This window comes from Microbacterium testaceum, assembly GCF_020781835.1.
Lineage (GTDB): Bacteria > Actinomycetota > Actinomycetes > Actinomycetales > Microbacteriaceae > Microbacterium > Microbacterium testaceum_H.
This window is the reverse complement of sequence record NZ_JAJGNJ010000012.1, coordinates 59,439-75,659: the sequence shown is the minus strand read 5'-3', so window position 1 is coordinate 75,659 and position 16,221 is coordinate 59,439. Positions and strand designations below refer to the sequence as shown.

At 71.3% G+C, this 16,221-nt stretch carries 18 protein-coding genes; 6 read left to right on the top strand and 12 right to left on the bottom strand.

Features of this window, described 5'->3' with window-relative positions; translation table 11 throughout:
* The first annotated feature begins 146 nt into the window (after positions 1-146).
* Positions 147-1,469 (top strand): DUF4032 domain-containing protein, encoded by a 1,323-nt coding sequence (locus tag LL239_RS15605; protein ID WP_228164369.1) that lies wholly within the window; start codon positions 147-149, stop codon positions 1,467-1,469.
* A 59-nt stretch (positions 1,470-1,528) separates the two neighbouring features.
* Here the strand turns inward: LL239_RS15605 and LL239_RS15600 are convergent, their stop codons facing one another.
* From LL239_RS15600 to cysS, 3 genes are all read right to left on the bottom strand, one after another.
* Positions 1,529-2,170 carry an NAD(P)-dependent oxidoreductase gene (locus LL239_RS15600; RefSeq protein WP_228164368.1) on the bottom strand — a complete coding sequence of 214 codons (642 nt, stop codon included), beginning with the start codon at positions 2,168-2,170 and terminating at the stop codon, positions 1,529-1,531.
* Positions 2,171-2,295: 125 nt separating this feature from the next.
* On the bottom strand, positions 2,296-3,294 hold the full coding sequence (gene rlmB, locus LL239_RS15595; protein WP_228164367.1) for a 23S rRNA (guanosine(2251)-2'-O)-methyltransferase RlmB: 999 nt from the start codon (positions 3,292-3,294) through the stop codon (positions 2,296-2,298).
* Positions 3,291-4,676, bottom strand: a complete 1,386-nt coding sequence (cysS, locus tag LL239_RS15590) for a cysteine--tRNA ligase (RefSeq protein WP_228164366.1) — start codon at positions 4,674-4,676, stop codon at positions 3,291-3,293. Before cysS ends, rlmB begins: the two co-directional genes overlap by 4 nt.
* A 68-nt stretch (positions 4,677-4,744) precedes the next feature.
* On the opposite strand from cysS, the gene LL239_RS15585 reads away from it, so the two are divergent.
* Positions 4,745-5,206 carry a GNAT family N-acetyltransferase gene (locus LL239_RS15585; RefSeq protein ID WP_228164365.1) on the top strand — a complete coding sequence of 154 codons (462 nt, stop codon included), beginning with the start codon at positions 4,745-4,747 and terminating at the stop codon, positions 5,204-5,206.
* Here the strand turns inward: LL239_RS15585 and ispD are convergent.
* A complete protein-coding gene (gene ispD, locus LL239_RS15580) occupies positions 5,203-6,405 on the bottom strand; it encodes a 2-C-methyl-D-erythritol 4-phosphate cytidylyltransferase (protein WP_228164364.1) in 1,203 nt (400 codons plus the stop codon). The genes LL239_RS15585 and ispD overlap by 4 nt on opposite strands.
* 43 nt (positions 6,406-6,448) lie before the next feature.
* Positions 6,449-6,931, bottom strand: a complete 483-nt coding sequence (locus LL239_RS15575) for a CarD family transcriptional regulator (RefSeq protein WP_056229249.1) — start codon at positions 6,929-6,931, stop codon at positions 6,449-6,451.
* 182 nt (positions 6,932-7,113) lie between these two features.
* On the opposite strand from LL239_RS15575, the gene LL239_RS15570 reads away from it, so the two are divergent.
* Positions 7,114-7,665 carry a DNA modification methylase gene (locus LL239_RS15570; RefSeq protein WP_228164363.1) on the top strand — a complete coding sequence of 184 codons (552 nt, stop codon included), beginning with the start codon at positions 7,114-7,116 and terminating at the stop codon, positions 7,663-7,665.
* A 58-nt stretch (positions 7,666-7,723) separates the two neighbouring features.
* Here the strand turns inward: LL239_RS15570 and LL239_RS15565 are convergent, their stop codons facing one another.
* Both LL239_RS15565 and LL239_RS15560 read right to left on the bottom strand, forming a co-directional pair.
* Positions 7,724-8,407, bottom strand: a complete 684-nt coding sequence (locus tag LL239_RS15565; RefSeq protein WP_228164362.1) for a response regulator transcription factor — start codon at positions 8,405-8,407, stop codon at positions 7,724-7,726.
* On the bottom strand, positions 8,404-9,621 hold the full coding sequence (locus LL239_RS15560; RefSeq protein ID WP_228164361.1) for a sensor histidine kinase: 1,218 nt from the start codon (positions 9,619-9,621) through the stop codon (positions 8,404-8,406). Before LL239_RS15560 ends, LL239_RS15565 begins: the two co-directional genes overlap by 4 nt.
* A gap of 171 nt (positions 9,622-9,792) precedes the next feature.
* On the opposite strand from LL239_RS15560, the gene phoU reads away from it, so the two are divergent.
* Positions 9,793-10,470: a phosphate signaling complex protein PhoU gene (phoU, locus tag LL239_RS15555; RefSeq protein WP_228164360.1), complete on the top strand. Its 678-nt coding sequence runs from the start codon at positions 9,793-9,795 to the stop codon at positions 10,468-10,470.
* 63 nt (positions 10,471-10,533) lie between these two features.
* On the opposite strand, the gene LL239_RS15550 is transcribed toward phoU, so the two are convergent.
* Positions 10,534-11,277: a phosphoglyceromutase gene (locus LL239_RS15550; protein WP_228164359.1), complete on the bottom strand. Its 744-nt coding sequence runs from the start codon at positions 11,275-11,277 to the stop codon at positions 10,534-10,536.
* Between the two features lie 62 nt (positions 11,278-11,339).
* Between LL239_RS15550 and LL239_RS15545 the strand changes: the two genes are divergently transcribed.
* On the top strand, positions 11,340-12,128 hold the full coding sequence (locus LL239_RS15545; protein WP_228164358.1) for a class I SAM-dependent methyltransferase: 789 nt from the start codon (positions 11,340-11,342) through the stop codon (positions 12,126-12,128).
* A gap of 25 nt (positions 12,129-12,153) precedes the next feature.
* Here the strand turns inward: LL239_RS15545 and LL239_RS15540 are convergent, their stop codons facing one another.
* The 4 genes from LL239_RS15540 to LL239_RS15525 all read right to left on the bottom strand — a co-directional run bounded on the left by LL239_RS15540 (position 12,154) and on the right by LL239_RS15525 (position 15,384).
* Positions 12,154-13,263 (bottom strand): FUSC family protein, encoded by a 1,110-nt coding sequence (locus LL239_RS15540; RefSeq protein ID WP_228164357.1) that lies wholly within the window; start codon positions 13,261-13,263, stop codon positions 12,154-12,156.
* Positions 13,260-14,363 (bottom strand): CAF17-like 4Fe-4S cluster assembly/insertion protein YgfZ, encoded by a 1,104-nt coding sequence (gene ygfZ / locus LL239_RS15535; RefSeq protein WP_228164355.1) that lies wholly within the window; start codon positions 14,361-14,363, stop codon positions 13,260-13,262. Before ygfZ ends, LL239_RS15540 begins: the two co-directional genes overlap by 4 nt.
* Positions 14,363-14,962 carry an FABP family protein gene (locus tag LL239_RS15530; RefSeq protein WP_228164354.1) on the bottom strand — a complete coding sequence of 200 codons (600 nt, stop codon included), beginning with the start codon at positions 14,960-14,962 and terminating at the stop codon, positions 14,363-14,365. Before LL239_RS15530 ends, ygfZ begins: the two co-directional genes overlap by 1 nt.
* Before the next feature lie 131 nt (positions 14,963-15,093).
* Complete coding sequence (locus tag LL239_RS15525; protein WP_228164353.1) at positions 15,094-15,384, bottom strand: hypothetical protein; 291 nt, start codon at positions 15,382-15,384, stop codon at positions 15,094-15,096.
* A 130-nt stretch (positions 15,385-15,514) separates the two neighbouring features.
* On the opposite strand from LL239_RS15525, the gene LL239_RS15520 reads away from it, so the two are divergent.
* The gene (locus tag LL239_RS15520) at positions 15,515-16,207 is read left to right on the top strand and encodes a response regulator transcription factor (protein ID WP_228164352.1); all 693 of its coding nucleotides are present in this window, start codon (positions 15,515-15,517) and stop codon (positions 16,205-16,207) included.
* Positions 16,208-16,221 lie beyond the last annotated feature (14 nt).

Sequence of the window (16,221 nt, the reverse complement as noted above, 5' to 3'; positions counted from 1 at the left end):
CCGGCTGTGCGTCGTCGCCCCGGGGGCGGCGCCCCCCCCCCCCCCCCCCCCCTCCGCGCCCGCCCCCCGCGCCCCCCCGCGGGCGGGGGCGGCCCCCCCCCCCCCCCCCCCCCCCCCCCCCCGCCCCCGTTTTCCCCGGAGGAACCGTGGCCGAATCCCTCAGCATCACCGCCCGCACCGTCGACCCGGGGCTTCTGCAGCTGCCCTGGTCGACCGGTCTCGCCGACTGGCCGAGCTCGCACATCGTCGCCCTCCCCAAGGGCATCTCGCGTCACCTCGTGCGCTTCGCGAACCTCTCGGGACGCGTCGTCGCCATCAAGGAGACCACCGAAGAGATGGCGCGCCGCGAGTACGACATGCTCGGCAACCTGGACCGCCTGGCCGCGCCCTGCGTCGACAGGGTCGCGGTGATCGCCGGGCGGACGGATGCCTCAGGCCGCCCGCTCCCCGCCGCCTTGGTCACCGCACACCTGCGTTTCTCCCTCCCCTACCGCGCCCTGTTCACCCAGGTCCTGCGTCCGCACACGGCGACCCGCCTCGTCGATGCCCTGGCCGTGCTGCTCGTGCGGCTGCACAACGTGGGCTTCTACTGGGGCGACGTGTCGCTGTCGAACACCCTGTTCCGGCGCGACGCCGGGGAGTTCGCCGCCTACCTCGTGGATGCCGAGACGGGCGAGCTGCACGGCAATCGCCTCACCAACGGCCAGCGCGCGCACGATCTCGACATCGCGCGCACGAACATCGCCGGCGAGATCATGGACCTCGAAGCCGGCGGACGCCTCGAGGGCGGGGTGGACGCCATCGCCATCGCCGACGGGCTCGTCTCGTCGTACCACTCGCTGTGGGGGGCGCTCACCGACAAGGAGACGTTCGCCGTCGACGAGTCATGGCGCATCACCGAGCGGGTGCACCGCCTGAACGCGCTGGGCTTCGACATCGGCGAGATGTCGATCCAGACCGTCGGAGACGGCACTCGCGTCTCGATTCAGCCGAAGGTCGTGGACGCCGGCCACCACCAGCGGCGCCTCCTGCGCCTGACCGGCCTCGACGTCGAGGAGAACCAGGCCCGGCGGTTGCTGAACGACCTGGACGAGTTCCGCGCACGCGTGTCGCGTCTCGGCGCCGACGAGGAGATGGTCGCGCACGAGTGGCTGACGCGCGTGTTCGAGCCCATCGTCATGGCGATCCCGTTCGACCTGCGAGCCAAACTGGAGCCCGCCGAGGTGTTCCATCAGGTGCTCGAGCACCGCTGGTACATGTCGCAGGCGCGCGGCCGGTCCGTGCCCCTGGCCGAAGTGGTGACGTCGTACATCGACGACGTCCTGAGCCACCGCCGCGACGAGGCCACCGTCATGGGTCCCCCCACCGACACGATGTCGCTCGCGACGATCTCCGACGCCGCGGCGCCGGAGACGGGGGAAGTCCCCACGACCGACACCGACACGGTGGACTGGCGAGACCTGGTCTGACAGACGGACGACGGCGCCGCCCCGGTGGGGACGGCGCCGCCGTCCGTGTGACGCGTCGGTCAGTAGCCGACGGCGAAGTTGTCTCGCGAGTGCTTCGGGCTCTCGATCTCGTCGAGCACAGCGACGGCGAAGTCGGCCCCCGAGATGAACGAGTCTCCCTTGTCGTCGACGACGAGGACGTGGCCGCCGTCGCGGTAGGTCCCGGTGCGCTCCCCCGGAGCCCACGCGCCGAAGCCGCCGGCGGGGTGCACGTAGAACCAGTCGCGGCCGGACGAATCCGCCCGCAGGTCCTCCAGGATGCCGATGGCTTCGGATGCCTCGGGCTTGTACTCGTCGGTGAAGCCGTCGGTGTCGATGAGGCGCGGGCCGCCCTCGGCGACGAGCGATCCCCCGGCCCCGCCGACGACGCCCAGGCGGACACTCTCGGGCAGGACGGAGTTCAGGTCCGCGACCGCGGGTCGGAGCTTGCCGAGCATGTCGCCGCGCGGGGCGACGGCCGAGACCACGACGTCGACGCCCTCGAGCTCGGCGATGAGACCCGGGACGTCCAGGACCGTGCCCTCGATGTACGTCGCACCCTCCACACGCTCGGCGGGAACCGAACGGGCGACGGAGACGACCGTGTGTCCACGGCGGACGGCCTCGGCGACGATGTGACTACCGGCGTAGCCGGTCCCTCCGATGACAGCGATACGGGCCACGGGTGTTCCTTTCCTCCGGTCCGCATCCTCGTGCGGACGTCTCTCCCCAGCGTGCCGGTTGCCGGCGCCCACACGAAGCGCTGACGCCCGAACCGACACGATTCACAGCAGGATCTGCGGTGGATTCAGCCCGCGTTGCGCAGCGTCGACACCTGGTACAGGGCGACGGAGGCCGCGATGCCGGCGTTGAGCGACTCGGTGGCCGCCGAGATCGGGATCGACACGACCTGGTCGCACGTCTCGGTCACCAGGCGCGAGAGACCCTTGCCCTCGGAACCCACGACGATCACGACGGGGCGGTCCGCGAGCTGCAGCTCCGGAAGCGAGACCTCTCCGTCGCCGGCGAGGCCGAGGATGAACACGCCCTGCTTCTTGAACTCCTTGAGCGTGGCGGTGAGGTTGGCGGCGAGCGCCACCGGCACGCGCGCGGCCGCACCCGCACTGGTCTTCCACGCGGCCGAGTTCACGCTCGCCGAACGCCGCTGCGGGAGGACGAGTCCCTGACCGCCGAACGCGGCGGTCGACCGGATGATCGCGCCGAGGTTGCGCGGGTCGGTCACACCGTCGAGCGCCACGATGAGCGGAAGCTCGCCGCGCTCGATGATCTCCTCCAGCATGTCCTGCGGGTGCGCGTACTCGTAGGGCGGGACCTTCAGCGCGACGCCCTGGTGCACGCCGTCGAAACCGGCCATGCGATCGAGCTCGGGGCGCGTCACCTCGAGAACCGGGATGCCGCGGTGGGTGGCGATCGAGAGCATCTCCTTGACGCGGTCGTCCATCTCGACGCGCTGCGCGATGTAGAACGCCGTCGCGGGGATCTTCGCGCGCAGGGCCTCCAGCACCGAGTTGCGACCGGTGACGGTCTCGGTGTCGTCGGACTGCTTCGGCCGCGCACGGCCCTGCGAGGATCCGACCGGGCGAACGCCCGGCTTGCCCTTGCCGCCGGCGGCGGCGTAGCGCTCCTGCGCCGCCTTGCGCTTGCCGGCGACGTGCCAGCTGCGGTCTTCGGCCTTCGGCGTGGGGCCCTTGCCCTCGAGCGCCTTGCGGGAGTGCCCGCCGGTGCCCTTGAGCGGACCCTTCTTCTTGCCGGGCTTGCGGGCGCCGGGCCGTCCAGGCTTGCTCATTCGATACTCCAATGGGTTCCGGCCGGAGTGTCCTCCAGCGTGATTCCGGCGGCGGCGATCGCATCGCGGATGCGATCGGCAGCGGCCCAGTCTTTGTCGGCGCGCGCGCGGGCGCGCTGCGCGATCAGTTCGGCGACGAGCGCGTCGAGCGCCGCGTCGGCGCCGCCCGCGGCGGTGGGCTCGGCATCCATGTCGAGCCCGAGGACGTCCATCATGGCCGTCGTCGCCCGCGCCGCCTCCGCCGCCGCGGGAAGGTCGCCCGCGTCGATGGCCGTGTTCCCCATCCGAACGGTCTCGTGCAGCACCGCAAGGGCCTGCGGAACGCCGAGATCGTCGTCGAGGGCGTCGGCGAAGGCGGCGGGGACCCCCGCGGGCGGGAGGGTCGCGGCATCCGTCACGCGCATCGCGCGACCGCGGAACGTGTCGATGCGGTCGAGAGCGCTCGCGGCCTCGGCGAAGGCGCGGTCGGAGATGTCGAGGTTCGAGCGGTAGTGCGCCGCGGCGAGCGCGTACCGCACGACCCGGGGGTCGCGCTCGGCAAGCACGTCGGCGGCGAGGGTGAAATTGCCGAGCGACTTCGACATCTTCTGCCCGTCCACGGTGACGAGCCCGTTGTGCACCCAGTAGCGCGCGAACGGATCACCGGCGGCGGTGGACTGCGCGATCTCGTTCTCGTGGTGCGGGAAGCGCAGGTCGAGGCCGCCGCCGTGGATGTCGAACTCGGGGCCGAGGTAGCGCCGCGACATCGCGGAGCATTCGATGTGCCAGCCCGGTCGTCCCGCGCCCCATGGCGACACCCACGTCGCAGAGGCGGGCTCACCCTCTTTCGCGCCTTTCCACAGGGCGAAGTCGCGCGGGTCGCGCTTGCCACGCGGGTCGGCGTCGGCGGCGGACTCCATGGCATCCACGCTCTGGCGCGTCAGCTCGCCGTACGCGGGCCACGAACGCACATCGAAGTAGACGTCGCCGGCCGCGGCGTAGGCGTGCCCACGCTCGATGAGGTCGGCGATGAGCTCCTGCATCTGCGCCACGGAGGCGGTCGCTCGCGGCTCGTACGTCGGGGGGAGGATGCCGACGGCGGCGTAGGCGCGTGAGAACTCCAGCTCCATGCGATACGCCAACGCCCACCACGGCTCGGTGTCGGTGGCATTGGCGAGCACCTTGTCGTCGATGTCGGTCACGTTGCGCACGAACGTCACCCGGTCGAAGCGGTACTCCAGCCAGCGCCGGAGCAGGTCGAAGGCCAGGGCGGCGCGGACGTGACCGATGTGCGGGCCGGACTGGACGGTGGGGCCGCAGACGTACATCGTGACGTTCGCGGGGTCGACGGGGACGAAGTCGCGCAGAGCCTGCGCTTTCGTGTCATACAGCCGAACGGTCACCGCACAAGCCTACCGGCCGCCCCTGACGGCGACCCGTGCCCGAAACACGGCGGCGATAGGCTCGCCGCATGCCGCTGGAGATCCGACTCGACGACGTCTCCGTCGCCGACACCCGTGCCCTCGTGACAGCCCACGTGTCCGGCATGCTCGCGAACACCCCGCCCGAGAGCTGCCACGCGCTCGACGCCGACGCCCTCGTCGACAACGGCGCGCTGCTGTGGTCCGCGCGCGTCGACGGCGAGCTCGCCGGAATCGGGGCCCTGGCGCCGTGGGGCGAAGACGCCGGCGAACTGAAGTCCATGCGCGTCACCGACCGCTTCCTCGGCCAGGGTGTCGGCCGGTCGATCCTCCGGCACATCATGGCCGAGGCGAGGGAGCGCGGCATCCGGAGCTTGTGGCTCGAAACCGGCAGCGGCGACGATTTCGTGGCCGCACGCGGCCTCTACGCGAGCGAAGGGTTCGTCGAGTGCGCCGCGTTCGGCTCCTACCGACCCGACCCGCTCTCGACCTTCATGACGCGAGAGATCTAGGCCGGAACGACGAGTGCCGTCGCGAACGCCGCGACACCCTCGGCGCGCCCCGTGAAGCCGAGGCCGTCCGTCGTCGTGGCGCTCACCGACACCGGCGCACCGCCCAGCGCCGCCGAGAGCACGCGTTCGGCCTCACCGCGGCGGGCCGAGAAGCGGGGACGCTGAGCCTGCACCTGGACGGAGACGTTGCCGATGCGCCAGCCCGCCGCGCCCAAGAGGTTCCGGGTGTGGGCGAGGAACGCTTCGGCGTGGGCGCCGGCGAACTCGGGACGATCGGTGCCGAAGTGCTCGCCGATGTCGCCGAGCCCGGCAGCGGCCAGCAGCGCGTCGACGACGGCGTGTGCGACGGCGTCCCCGTCGGAGTGCCCCGACAGCGCGGGCTCCCCCGGCCATTCCAGGCCCGCGAGCCACAGCGTGCCCTCACCCCCGAAGGCATGCACATCGGTACCGATCCCCACGCGGGGCGATCGCGGCATGGGTGGGGTCGGCGGTGCGACCGACCGCGTCTGCGAGAGCAGCGCCCGCGCGCGGTCCAGGTCGGGTCCGGTGGTGATCTTGAAGGATGCCGCGTCCCCCGCGACCGTGATCACGGGGTGCCCCGCGGCGGCCACCAGAGCGGCGTCGTCGGTGTGGTCGGCGTCGGCGGACGTCGCTGCCTCCACCAGCACCTCGCGCCGGAACCCCTGCGGGGTCTGTGCGGCGGCCAGTTCGGAACGGTCGACGGCCGCGACGATGGCGCCCGCGGCATCCACACGCTTGATGGTGTCGACGACGGGAACGGCCGGGATGACGGCGTCGGCACCGCCGGCGAGGGCCGCGACGACACGCTCGAACACCGACGGGGGCGTGAGGGCGCGCGCCGCATCGTGCACGAGGACCGTGTCGACATCGGCCCACAGCGCGGCCAGGCCCGCGGCGACCGACGACTGACGCGTCGCTCCACCGGTGACGACGGACACGAGTTCGGCGCGGTCGCCGGCGACCTCGCGCGCGTCGGTCAGCGCAGCGCCCTCGAAGCCGGACGGAACGACCACGACGATCTGCGCCCTCGGCGCGGCGAACACGCCTCGCAGAGCGTGACGAAGGATCGTGTGCTCGTCGAGACCGACGAACGCCTTGGGAGCGCCGCCGTTCAGGCGTGTGCCGGAGCCGGCCGCGACGACGATGACCGCGAGACGCGGAACGGGAGCGAGAGTCACCTGACCACGCTAGCGCGGTCGTACACCGGACCCCGTCGAGACGTCAGGAGGCGAGGACCTCGTCGAGCACGACGCTCGCACGGTCTTCGTCGGTCTTCTCGGCCAGGGCGAGCTCGGAGACGAGGATCTGCCGAGCCTTGGCCAGCATGCGCTTCTCGCCGGCGGAGAGACCGCGGTCCTGATCGCGGCGCCACAGGTCGCGCACGACCTCGCTCACCTTGATGACGTCACCGGAAGCCAGCTTCTCGAGGTTCGCCTTGTAGCGACGCGACCAGTTGGTCGGCTCCTCGGTGAAGGGTGCGCGCAGCACCTCGAACACGCGGTCGAGACCCTCTTTGCCGATCACGTCGCGGACGCCGACGAGGTCGACGTTGTCGGCGGGGACCTCGATGACCAGGTCGCCCTGCGTGACGTTGAGCTTCAGGTACTTCTTCGTCTCGCCCTTGATGACGCGTTCTTTGACCTCGATGATCGTGGCCGCGCCATGGTGCGGGTAAACGACGGTCTCGCCAACCTCAAAAAGCATGGAGTTATGTCCTTTCGGCAACATCCAGGATACCACAGGCCCCGATGCGCTAAGGTTCCGCCCCACCCTCTCTTCCCTGTCTCCGCGCGCCTCCTCGCGCGCGCGAGGGCCGCTGGCGGGCGGGCCGCGCGCCCCGACCCCGTAGGATGATCTGGATGCCGTCTGTCGTTCCGGGAGGATCCGTGAAAACGCGCCTGTTCGCGTCCCTGGCCGTTGGTGCCGCCGTCGTTCTCGGAACGACGGGATGCAACCTCGTTGCACCCCAGGCGACGACCATCGACTACTCCGCCTCCGACGGGGTCAACGTGCCCGAGTCCGGCCCGCTGCAGGTGCGCAACGCCCTCATCGTCGCCGACGAAGAGGGCACCGCCGGCAACTTCGTCGCGGCTGTCGTGAACGACACCACCGAGACGCAGACCCTGCGCCTCGAAGTCGGCGAAGGCAGCAGTGCCATCAGCGCCTCGGTGAACGTTCCGGCCGGCCGCACGCTGAGCCTGGGAGACCTGGCCGACGACGTCGAGCCGCTCGCCCTCGAGGGCTTCGAGGGCGCGCCCGGCTCCACGGTCCCGGTGTTCTTCCAGTCCGGCGACGGCGAGGGCGCTCTCGTCCAGGTTCCGGTGCTCGACGGCGCACTCGAGTACCTGAGCCCGCTCGCCCCCACTCCGACGCCCACGCGCCTCGTCGAGCCGTCCCCGACGCCCTCGGTGACGCCGTCTCCGACGCCGTCCTCCTGATCTTCACGACGAAGGCGCCGACGGGCTTCCGTCGGCGCCTTCGTCGTCCCCGCGGACGTCAGGCCTCGAAGCGATATCCCAGACCGCGCACGGTCACCAGCATCGACGGCTCGCTCGGGCTCTGCTCGATGCGCGAACGGATGCGCTTGATGTGGACGTCGAGCGTCTTGGTGTCACCGAAGTAGTCGGTCCCCCACACGCGATCGATGAGCTGTCCGCGCGTGAGCACACGGCCGGCGTTGCGCATGAGCACCTCGAGGAGTTCGAACTCCTTGAGCGGCATGTTGATCTCGCCGCCGTCGACCGAGACGGTGTGCCGATCGATGTCGAGGGTCACACGGCCTCCGGTGAGGATGCGTTCGTCGATGTCCGACTCCTCGGGGCTGCGACGGCGCAGCACCGCGCGCATGCGGGCGAGGAGCTCGCGCGTCGAGTACGGCTTCGTGACGTAGTCGTCGGCGCCGAGCTCGAGCCCCACGACGATGTCAACTTCCGAGTCCTTCGCGGTCAGCATGATGATCGGCACCTGCGAGGTCAGACGCAGCTGGCGGCACACCTCGGTCCCCGGCATCCCGGGGAGCATGAGATCCAGCAGAAGGATGTCGGCCCCGCGGTCGCGGAACGCGGCGAGGGCGAGGGCACCGTCCTCGGCGATCTCGACCTCGTACCCCTCCCTCCGCAAGAGGTAGGCGAGCGGGTCGGCGAGATCCGGCTCGTCCTCGACGATCAGAACACGGGTCATGCGGTGTCTCCCTTCACGGGTGCGGGGCGAGCGGCGGAGCCGGTCTTGCGGCTCTTGCGCCGGGCCTTCGGGCGGACGAGGTCGAGGTCGGGCGCCTCGGACCGGGGTAAACGGATGGTGAATGTGGAACCGCGCTCGGGCCGTGACCACAGGCGGACCTCGCCGCCGTGACGCTGCACGGCGTGCTTGACGATCGACAGGCCCAGGCCCGTCCCGCCGGTGCGGCGCGAGCGAGCCTGGTCGGCTCGGTAGAACCGCTCGAACACGCGGTGCTGATCGCTCTCGGGGATGCCGATCCCCCGATCGGTCACGGCGATCTCGACGACGTCCTCGTCGAGCTTCACGCCGACACCCACTTTCGACCCCTGCGGGGAGTAGGCGATGGCGTTGGCGATCAGGTTGCCGAGCGCCTCGGTGAGGATCTGCGGCTCGCCGCGCACCCAGAGCCCCTTGGTTCCCCCGCGCACGACGGTGACCTGCGCGGAGTCGGCCTGGATCGTGTGAGATTCGATCGCCGCCGTGACCACCTCGTCGATCGAGACGTCGCGCACCTCACTGAGTTCGTCCGAGGCCTGGAGACGGGACAGGCTCAGGATGCGATTGGTCAACGCCGACAGCCGCTGGATCTCGGCCTGCAGACGGCCGGAGAAGTACTGCACCTGCGCCGGGTCGTCGGCAGCGGACTCGATCGCCTCCGCCAGCAGGCTGACCGCCCCCACCGGCGTCTTCAGCTCATGGCTGGTGTTGGCCACGAAGTCGCGCCGCATCTCCTCGACGCGTTCGCGTTCGGTGATATCGCGCAGGACCAGCAGCACGAGCCGCGGCGACACGGGCGCGGCGCGCACGGAGACGAGACGGGGCTCGGCCGGAGCCGCTCCCCGGCGCAGCCGGAGCTTCTCACTGACGGGGGCGCCGTTCTCGCGCGCCGCCCGCGCGACACGGCGTAGATCCTCGTCGGCGATGACGCTGCCGGCATCCAGACCGAAGACCTCGGCCGCGGGCGAGAGCGCGAGCACCGTGGCGGACGTGTCGCACACGACGGCGGGGTCCTCGAGCGCTCCGAGCATGGCCGGCACGCCCTCGGGGAGCTGCGACGACCCCTGGGCAAGAGCCCGGTCCCGGGCGCGCTGCGCGAGGACGATGAGGATCACGACGGAGCCCCCGACGATGACACCCACGAGGAGCGCGAGCAGCGAGAGCTGCGTGTGGTCCATGGCTCCAGCGTAGAGCCGCCCGTCCGACGTCACCTGCCGTTCAGACGGGGCCGGCCACACCGAGCGGCTACTATTCACTGTCACAGCACCACTCGTTAACCTTCGCTGGGAAGAATCCCCGAGGGTCGCGGGACGTATGTGTGCCGTGCCGCCGACGAGGAAGGTATCGCGATGCGCGAAGTGTTCCACCAGTCCCTCGAGGACGTCCAGAGTCGACTGGTCGAGATCGCCGATCTGGTCGCGGTCGCCATCGACCGCGCGACCCGCGCCTTCGGCACGAGCGACGTCTCCCTCGCCGAGGAGGTCATCGAGGCCGACGCGATCATCGACGAGAAGGCCGTGGCCCTCGACGAGCTCGCGATCGAGATCCTCGCCCGTCAGCAGCCGGTCGCGCGCGACCTGCGCATCGTCGTCACGGCCCTGCGCGTGAGCGCGTCGCTCGAACGGATGGGCGACATGGCCGAGCACATCGCACAGCTGGCGCGCTCGCGCTTCCCCGAGCGCGCGATCCCGAAGGGCCTCAAGGGCACGTTCACCCGCATGGGCGAACTCGACGTCCAGGTGGCGCGCCGTCTCGCCGAGCTGCTCCGCACGCAGGATCTCCGCATCGCCGAAGAGATCCGCGACGCCGACGACGACATCGACGAACTGCACGTCAGCGTCTTCGAAAAGGTCCTCGGCGACTCCTGGAAGGGTGAGGCCACGGCCACGGTCGATGCGACCCTCGCCAGCCGCTATCACGAGCGCTTCGCCGACCACGCCGTCTCGGTCGCCAAGAAGGTGGTCTACCTCGCCACGGGCGATTGGGCCGGCGCCGACGACGAGGTCACCCCGACGCCGGTGGTCTGACGCCGCAGACGTCGAAGGGGGTGGATGCCAGTGGCATCCACCCCCTTCTCGTCCGCGCGGGCGTTACTTCTTGCCCTGCGCCGCGACGGCAGCGGCACCGGCTGCGGCGGCTTCGGGGTCGAGGTACTCGCCGGGGCCGAGCGGCTTCAGGTCATCGCCGAGGCGGTAGACGAGGGGGATGCCGGTCGGGATGTTCAATTCCGCGATGTCGGCGTCGCTGATGCCCTCGAGGTGCTTCACGAGCCCGCGGAGCGAGTTGCCGTGCGCCGTGACGAGGACCGTCTTGCCTGCCTGCAGGTCGGGAACGATGTCGCTGTGCCAGTAGGGCAGCATGCGGTCGATGACGATCTTCAGCGACTCGGTGTCGGGCACTTCGCCGTCGATGCCGACGTAGCGCGGGTCGCCGACCTGGCTGTACGGGTCGTCGGCGGGCAGCGCCGGCGGCGGCACGTCGAACGACCGACGCCAGAGCATGAACTGCTCGTTGCCGAACTCCTCGAGCGTCTGGGCCTTGTCCTTGCCCTGCAGCGCGCCGTAGTGCCGCTCGTTCAGGCGCCACGAGCGCTTCACGGGGATCCACAGCCGGTCGGCCGCGTCGAGGGCGATGTTGGCCGTCTGGATGGCGCGGCTGAGCACCGAGGTGTGCAGCACGTCGGGCAGGACGCCCGACTCCTTCAGGAGTTCGCCGCCGCGCTGGGCCTCGGCCTTCCCCTGGTCGGTGAGCCGGACGTCGACCCAGCCGGTGAACTGGTTGGTCTTGTTCCACTCGCTCTGCCCGTGGCGGAGGAGGATCAGCGTGTGAGGCATGACTCCATGCTAGCGACGCGAGCGGGCCGGTCCGGAGCCGGACGGCTGGCATCATTGTGGGGGTGACCCCCTCCCCCGTCGGCCGCCCCACGCGCGGCACGACGGGCGTGAATCGCCTGCGTCGAGTGGACCGCTGGATCGCCCGGCATCCGGTGCTCCGGCGGGCGGAGGATCCCTTCGTCGTCGACCTCGGGTTCGGCGCGAGCGCCGTGACACCGACGGAGCTGCACGCGCGGATCACCCGGGTGCGAGCGGATGCCACGGTCCTGGGTCTCGAGATCGATCCGGAGCGCGTGACCCGGGCCCGGGAACAGGCCGCCGGCGTCGCGGGCCTCGACTTCGCGCTCGGCGGCTTCGAGGTTCCCACCCCTCGGGGCAGGCGCCCCGTGATCATCCGGGCGATGAATGTGCTGCGGCAGTACGACGAAGCCGACGTCGCCGACGCGTGGGCGCGGATGTGCGGACGGCTCGCCCACGGCGGCATCCTCGTGGAGGGGACGTGCGACGAGATCGGTCGCGTCGTGACCTGGGTGGAGGTGGGGGCGGATGCCGTGCCCCGCACTCTGACCGTCTCGCTCCGGCTCGCCGCGCTGGAGGATCCGGCGATCCTCGCCGAACGTCTGCCGAAGGCACTGATCCACCGCAACGTCCCCGGCGAGAGGGTGCACGACTACGTCGCCGCCCTCCAGAGGGAGTGGCATCGCGCCGCGGCGGTCGCGCCCTTCGGTCCGGTGCATCGGTGGCGGACCGCTGTCGAGTCCCTGGCCGCCGAAGGGTGGCCGGTCCACGGGCGGTCGCGGTGGCGCCTCGGCGAGGTGGGCGTCGACTGGAGCGCCGTCGCCCCCGCCTGAGGGCGAGCGACGGCCCCGGCGCCGGTCAGACGCGCGGCAGCAGCGCCTGCGCCTCGGTGAACGGCATCCCGGTCGCCACGAGCAGGTCGACCGTGAGCGGCCGGAGGGCCGAGACGAGGTTGAGCTCGCCGATGTTGCCGTCGGGCAGGAGCGCCGCCGGGTCGAGACGAGTGGCCAGAGCGGCCAGCGCGGAGCGGGCAGCCGGCTCCATCGAGACGTCGTCGAGGGCGTCGCGGACCAGACCCGCGCCGCGCTCGATCTCGCCGAGGAGATCCGCGGGTACGGCTCGCGGCCGGCCATCGGCGCACAGGTATGCGGCGCGTCGCGCGACGACGCGGAGGTTGCGGGTGGCGAGGTCCATCGCGGCCCGTACACGCGCGTGCCGTTCCAGCTCCGCGCGCTGACGACGCAGGAACGGCGAGATGCGCGCGACCTCCTGCCCGGATTCCAGAGAACCACTCCACGCGTCCACGTACGTCTGCAGCGCCCGAGCACGTTCGAGTCCGCGCTCGGCGCGGGCGCGATCTCCGCGTCGCAGCGCCCGCACGATCGTCGCGGTGGCCACATCGAACGCATCGAAGAGTTCGTCGGCGTCGCGGAGCTCGGTACGCCGCAGCGTCCGCGGGATGAGCGCCGTGACCAGCAGGGCGGCCGCTCCCCCGACGGCTCCGTCGACGACCCGGACGAAGGGAACACCGGTCACGAGGACGAGCGCGATGAGCGACTGCACCACGGCGGCCAGCGCGAACCCCGGCTGCGGCGACAGGAACCGCGCCACCACGAGCGTGACGAACATCGCGAGGGCGATCTGCCACCACCCGGCGCCGGCGACCAGGAGGACCAGCTCGGCGAGCAGGATGCCGACGAGCATGCCCGCGACGGTCTCGGCGACTCGCCACGGCCGCGCATCGCGCACGAGGCCCAGGCTGGACACCGTGACCGTCGCCGCGAGGAGCGGGACGGGGTGGCCGAGCACGAAGTGCGCGAACGCGTACGCGGCGGTGGCGGCCACGACGATCTGGACGACGGCCGGCAGCGACTCGCGCACCCTCGCCCACCGCCGGCGCAGCGTCGTGCGCAGGCGCGATCGTGGCAGGACGACACCGACGGTCGTCGAGGAGTCCTCGCCGGTCATTCCGCGGCGCGACGACGACCGAGGCGCGGCAGGCGCGGCACGCCGGCGGTGGCTCCGGCGTCAGCGGGGACCACCGTCTCGACGGCCGCGGCGATCGGTCCGTCCGCGGTCTCGACGACGTACGGCACGTCGGCCGGCGCCGTGCGCTTGACCAGGGCCAGCGCGATGGGCCCCTCTTCGTAGTGCAGGGCGACCGAGGTCACCGCACCGATCGCGTCGTCGCCGACGCGGACGACGTCGCCGCGCGCGGGCAGCACGCTGTCGCTGCCGTCCAGCTGCAGGGCGACGACGCGACGGGGCGGATGGCCGAGGTTGTGCACCTTCGCGACGGTCTCCTGCCCGCGGTAGCAGCCCTTCGACAGGTGCACCGCGGTGCGGAGCCAGTCCATCTCGTGCGGCAGCAGCCGCTCGTCGGCGTCGATCGCACGTCGTGGGCGCCAAGCGGCGATCCGGAGGGCCTCGACGGCCTCCCGTCCGGCCAGGGCGATCTCGCCCGCCACGGCCGCGGCGACGACGCGGTCCGCCTCGGCGGCATCCACCACCGCTTCGGCCCAATCACGCTCGGCACCGGGGTGATCGTCGACGCGGGCGTACGCCCACCCGCCGGGAGCGACCTCGGGCCACGGGTCGACCCACACCACGGCGACACCCGTCGGCGAGAGCGGCGTGAGCGCACCGACCGCGGCGCGCGTCCCGCCGATCACGGACAGCTCGTCGGACCGGTCGCGCACCTCCACCCGCAGTCGGAAGCGCATACGCGACAGCCACGCCCCGAGCGGCTCGGCGTCCACGGCGTCCACGAGCAGCCACGCCGTCTCACCGTCGTCGATCACTGCGGCGGCGTGCTCCACGCGTCCGTTCGGGTCGAGGATGAGCATCTCGGTCGACACGCCCGGCGGAAGGTGGGTGAGCGCCTGCGACGACAACGAGTCGAGCCAGCTCAGACGGTCGGGGCCCGTGACCGACAGCACCCCGCGCTCACCCAGCGGAGCGAGTGCGGCACCGGATGCCAGTCGCCGCTGCTCGGCGAGGGGTGAGCCGACGTGACGGAGACCGCCGTCGTCGACGACGGCACCAGGGACTTCGGACAGCGCGGCCATCATTCGGCCCGGGCCAGACGAGCGGACGCGTGGGACGCGAGCTCGCGTCCGAACGCCGAGACGTCCCAGGCCCACAGGAGGTGGTCGTCGACCAGACCGTACAGGCGCGTCGCCGACGTGTACGACTTGGCTCCGGCCGCGCGGACGACGGCGTCGCTGGCCAGATCGATGCGGGGCCCCCGCACCTGACCGAGGTACAGCTCCAGGATGCCGTCCGAATGGGCCAGGCTCACCTCGAGCGGGAAGCCGCCCTCGGCGGTACGCAGCGCTTCGACGTCGTCGGCCGTCCGCCGCGGTGCCGTCGCGGTCGGCGGAAGAAGAGCAGGACCCGGGTCGGCATCGGTGGCGGGTCGCGCGACGCGCCAGTACCCGGTTTCGGACACCAGGGCACGACGCTCCTCCCCGTCGAGGAGCCAGGCGTGCGCCGAATAGTTCAGGAAGTCGCCGCCGTCATGACTGAAGCTCACGCGGTGCGCGAACTCGCCCGAGAACGTGCGACCGTCGGCCTCGTAGTCGATGACGCCGGTGCCCTCCCACACGCCGATCAGCCACGAGAGCGGGACGAGGTCGGCGGGAAGGTCGGTCGGAATCTCGATCACGACGGCGTTCAGCGCTGGCCGCGGTAGAGATTCCAGATGACGGTGCCGGAGACGAAGGCGATCGCCAGCGAGGCGAGACCGAGAAGTCCCACGAAGAAGAGTTCGAGCGCGAGGAGGTCCATGACCCAACTCTACCGGGGAACGATGGATGCCAGCCCGAACCCCGCGGTGATGAGGCCGAGCACGACGACCGCGCCGAGCACGCTCGCCGCGACGCGCTGGATGAAGGCCTGCGAGCGCCCGTACCAGAGCTGCACAGCGAACGCCGCGATGACGCAGCCGCCCAGGGCGAGCGTGATCCAGGGGGCGCGCCACTCGCCGGGAACGAAGAGGCCGATCGCGACACCCGCCACGAGGGCCAGCGCCCAGACCGCGACGATGCCGCCGAACGTGCGTCGCGGCGCCAGGTCGGGGGTCGACATACCCTCCATCATCGCGCACGGCGGCCCCTCTCGCACGCAGCGACGACCAGCCCGGTCACGCGGTGACGGCACGACCGGGCGGCTGACCCTAAGATGGGCGGGTGCGGCAGGCACGCACTGGGAGGTCCGTTTGGCTCAGCTTCTCGTTCTCAGCTCCGCCCCAGGCGGCGGCGCGGTTCTGCCTGCGCTCGAACTGTTGAGCCACCGGGTGCGGCAGATCCCCGCCGAGCCGGCGCAACTGGTCAACGCCCCGAGCGCCGACGTCGTGTTCGTCGACGCCCGCGTCGATCTCGTCGGCGCCAAATCGCTGTGCAAGATCCTGACCACCACGGGCATGGAGGCACCGCTCGTCCTCGTGGTCACCGAGGGCGGCCTCACCGCGGTCTCGACCGACTGGGGCGTCGACGACGTCGTTCTCGTCGGCGCCGGTCCCGCAGAGATCGACGCCCGAATCCGCCTGGCGATGGGACGCCGCAGCGCCGAGCAGGTCTCCTCGCGCATCTCCACGTCCGGCATCACGATCGACGAGTCCTCCTACTCGGCGAAGGTCCACGGCAAGCCGCTCGACCTGACATACAAGGAGTTCCAGCTCCTGCACTTCTTCGCCACCCACCCGTCCCGCGTGTTCACGCGGGAGCAGCTGCTCAGCGAGGTGTGGGGATACGACTACTTCGGCGGCACGCGCACGGTCGACGTGCACGTCCGGCGTCTGCGCGCCAAGCTCGGAGACCTCGAGCAGCTCATCGGCACCGTGCGCAACGTCGGCTACCGGTTCAACGTGTACGAGGACGATCAGCCGCCCGTCGCCGCACCCTCGGCCTGAGCCCCGCCGCGCAA

Excerpts from the sequence above, each read along its gene's own strand:
- rlmB (WP_228164367.1), bottom strand. The coding sequence starts at position 3,294 with ATGAGCAAGCCTGGACGGCCCGGCGCCCGCAAGCCCGGCAAGAAGAAG.
- LL239_RS15585 (WP_228164365.1), top strand. The coding sequence starts at position 4,745 with ATGCCGCTGGAGATCCGACTCGACGACGTCTCCGTCGCCGACACCCGT.
- LL239_RS15575 (WP_056229249.1), bottom strand. The coding sequence starts at position 6,931 with ATGCTTTTTGAGGTTGGCGAGACCGTCGTTTACCCGCACCATGGCGCG.
- LL239_RS15565 (WP_228164362.1), bottom strand. The coding sequence starts at position 8,407 with ATGACCCGTGTTCTGATCGTCGAGGACGAGCCGGATCTCGCCGACCCG.
- LL239_RS15560 (WP_228164361.1), bottom strand. The coding sequence starts at position 9,621 with ATGGACCACACGCAGCTCTCGCTGCTCGCGCTCCTCGTGGGTGTCATC.
- phoU (WP_228164360.1), top strand. The coding sequence starts at position 9,793 with ATGCGCGAAGTGTTCCACCAGTCCCTCGAGGACGTCCAGAGTCGACTG.
- LL239_RS15550 (WP_228164359.1), bottom strand. The coding sequence starts at position 11,277 with ATGCCTCACACGCTGATCCTCCTCCGCCACGGGCAGAGCGAGTGGAAC.
- LL239_RS15540 (WP_228164357.1), bottom strand. The coding sequence starts at position 13,263 with ATGACCGGCGAGGACTCCTCGACGACCGTCGGTGTCGTCCTGCCACGA.
- ygfZ (WP_228164355.1), bottom strand. The coding sequence starts at position 14,363 with ATGGCCGCGCTGTCCGAAGTCCCTGGTGCCGTCGTCGACGACGGCGGT.
- LL239_RS15525 (WP_228164353.1), bottom strand. The coding sequence starts at position 15,384 with ATGTCGACCCCCGACCTGGCGCCGCGACGCACGTTCGGCGGCATCGTC.